This is a genomic window from Wolbachia endosymbiont of Nasonia giraulti, from assembly GCF_048054155.1.
In the GTDB taxonomy this organism is placed as follows: domain Bacteria; phylum Pseudomonadota; class Alphaproteobacteria; order Rickettsiales; family Anaplasmataceae; genus Wolbachia; species Wolbachia pipientis_C.
Map to the genome: position 1 here is coordinate 1 of NZ_JAFEVH010000085.1, position 2,858 is coordinate 2,858.

2 protein-coding genes are annotated in these 2,858 nt (G+C 34.4%); both read right to left on the reverse strand.

Translation table 11 applies throughout. The annotated features are described in order from the left end of the window. Positions 1-176: 176 nt before the first annotated feature. Positions 177-2,006 carry a DNA mismatch repair endonuclease MutL gene (mutL, locus tag JR312_RS06320; RefSeq protein ID WP_416647988.1) on the reverse strand — a complete coding sequence of 610 codons (1,830 nt, stop codon included), beginning with the start codon at positions 2,004-2,006 and terminating at the stop codon, positions 177-179. After that, entirely contained in the window at positions 2,006-2,506 is a 501-nt protein-coding gene (purE, locus tag JR312_RS06325) for a 5-(carboxyamino)imidazole ribonucleotide mutase (RefSeq protein ID WP_264330791.1), read from the reverse strand. Before purE ends, mutL begins: the two co-directional genes overlap by 1 nt. Between the last annotated feature and the right edge of the window lie 352 nt (positions 2,507-2,858).

Here is a 2,858-nt window from a genome sequence, read left to right on the forward strand (position 1 = left end):
AAAGGTAGAGCAAAAGTGGATTACTGCTTTGCCTAATTGGGCTTTAACTATGTCTCAACTTGATATCTTTTTTCCTGGTAGGTTAAAAATTGAGTTGAATTGAAAATGCGGTTTGACACACTTTTTTGAACGTTCCCCGTTCCCTTGTATAATCTATACATATTTGTGATAACTTCTCACCTTCGCTCAAATAACTTTTCAATATCGCTTAATTTCATTTCTATATATGTTGGCCTTCCGTGATTACATTGTCCAGAATAAGGTGTCTTTTCCATTTGCCTCAATAATTCATTCATCTCCTCCAATTTCATCTTTCTGCCTGCTCTTATTGATCCATAACAAGCAATTGTGGCTAGTATTTTATTCACCTTATCCTCTATAGGTAATATATCTTCTATTTCTGTTAGTCTATCCACTATATCAATGAGCATTCTCTTTGTGTCTACTGTTCCTAAGATTGCAGGAACTTCTTTTACTATGATCTTATTTTCTGATTTAATTTCAATCTCAAAACCCATCTCAAAAAGTTTATCTTTATAAGTTTTAATCATCTCCATTCCAGCTTGATTTTTGATTTCAACCATTTCAGGCAAAAGAAGTTTTTGTCTTTTTATACTTGATTTCTCCTTTAAGCACTCGTATACTAGTCTTTCATGGGCTGCATGCTGATCTACTATAATTAGTTTGTCTCTTACCTCGGCAATAATATAAGTATTGTAGATTTGACAGTGTGCAAACCCAAGTGGATAGTCCCTTATTAGATCGGTTTGTTTCCTTTCCAAAATTGTAGTTTCCGCTCGCGGAGGAGATTTTTGCATACCAGTACAATCAAACGATTTTGAATGTTCTGATAAGCTTTTTGTCTCTATATTTGGAGAAGTAAATTCTCTCATTAACTGGTTTTCAAAAGGATCCGACCTTCTTCCATAAAATTCATTTTTAAGACTAGACCTACTAAAAGGATCTGATGATAGATGATTCGTTGTTGTTCCATTCTGGGCCAATACAGTTTCTGCAAGATCTATTCTCTTTGATAGCACTTTTATTAGCCTTCTTCTCACTATTTCATATATTAGCCTCTTGTTCTGAAACCTTACCTCTGATTTATTTGGATGCACATTTACATCAACTTGATCATACGGTATCTCTAAGTGCAGCGCTGCAAAAGGATATCTATTGCTTGGAATAAGGTCGTGATACGCATAACGAATTGCACCAATAAGTAGATTATCTTTAATTGGTCTACCATTAACAAATGTATAGATCTGAGTTGAATTGCTACGATTGACAGTAGGTTTACAGATGTATCCTGTAAGTCTAATTCCATCTTCTTCTTCACTAATTTGCAAAGAGTTTTCATGAAATTCTTCTTCTACTTCGCATAGCCTGCTAAATAATGAGGTCTGCTTAGCATACTTAAGAAGTTTCTTATTATCGGAGATAAGAGTAAACTCAATTCCATAATTGATCATTGCTAAGTTGTTTACAATATCAACAATGCTTTGTGTTTCTGCCCTTTCGGTTTTGAGAAATTTTAGTCTATTTGGTGTGGCAAAAAATAAATCTCGTACTTCAATATATGTTCCTATCGATAAAGGATAAGGAACAAGCTCTCCTATTTTTTCTCCCCCCTCATACCTCATAGACCATGCTTGATCTGCTTTGCTTGCCTTAGATGATAATTTTATTCTGCTTACTGCTGCAATTGAAGGCAAAGCTTCTCCTCTAAAGCCAAGATGCTTGATCTCTATCAATTCACTGTCACTCAATTTTGAAGTAGCATGGCGCATAAACGCAAGTTCTAAATCATCCTTTTTTACTCCGCTACCATCATCGATTACAGTAATGAGGTTACGCCCACCACTTTCTATCTTAATTTCTATCTCTGAGCTTCTGGCATCTATTGCATTTTCCACTAATTCCTTTACCACACTTGCAGGCCTTTCTATTACCTCTCCTGCTGCTATACGATTTATGGTTTTTGTATCTAAAAGAACTATTGCCATTATAATGTTGGTTTTTCTTTTACTGCTTGAGTTTGCTCCTCTCTCCATTTTTTTAATCTATCTGCAATTTCACTATTAGAAATCGACAATATAGATGCAGCAGTAATAGCGGCATTGCATGCTCCACTCTCTCCTATAGACATTGTTGAAACTGGAACACCTTTTGGCATCTGCACTATAGATAATAGACTATCTAGCCCATTTAATTGTTTGCTATGCACAGGAATACCGATAACAGGTAAATAAGTAAGCGATGCAGTCATACCAGGTAAATGAGCCGCTCCTCCTGCACCAGCTATAATAACCTTAAAGCCTTTTTCTTGAGCAGACTTAGTAAAATTAAAGAGTCTCTCTGGTGTTCTGTGTGCGGATATTATAAATACATCATGTGAAATTTCCAATTCTTTTAATAGGTTAATAGCATGCACCATAGTGCCATAATCCGACTCGCTTCCCATAATTACAGCAACATCCTTTTTCATTTTTTCTGTATTAGACATGATTTTATTTACTAACCAAATAGTATTTCAGAAGCAACAGATATTTAAATTAAATTACGAATATGATATAGCATTCTCATTAAATAGAAACTTTAAAAATTGAAATGAATCCCTATATTAAAATAAATATAGAGGTATAAATTTCGGATATTAAGGGTCTATTCATAATCTTTTTAGAAGCAAAGCGGTGGAAGCAAGAAGACGATTTGTAAGCTATAGTATTTCCTAAAGTAAATGATAAAGGTATAATAAAGTATTTGAGTTATAATGGCATATAGTGTGGATTTAAGGGAAAAGGCAGTATTGATGATAGAAAAAGGTAAGACAAAGGTTGAGGTAGCAGAGCTTATGG

Coding starts and splice junctions, on each gene's coding strand:
- purE (WP_264330791.1), bottom strand. CDS start 2,506: ATGTCTAATACAGAAAAAATGAAAAAGGATGTTGCTGTAATTATGGGA.
- mutL (WP_416647988.1), bottom strand. CDS start 2,006: ATGGCAATAGTTCTTTTAGATACAAAAACCATAAATCGTATAGCAGCA.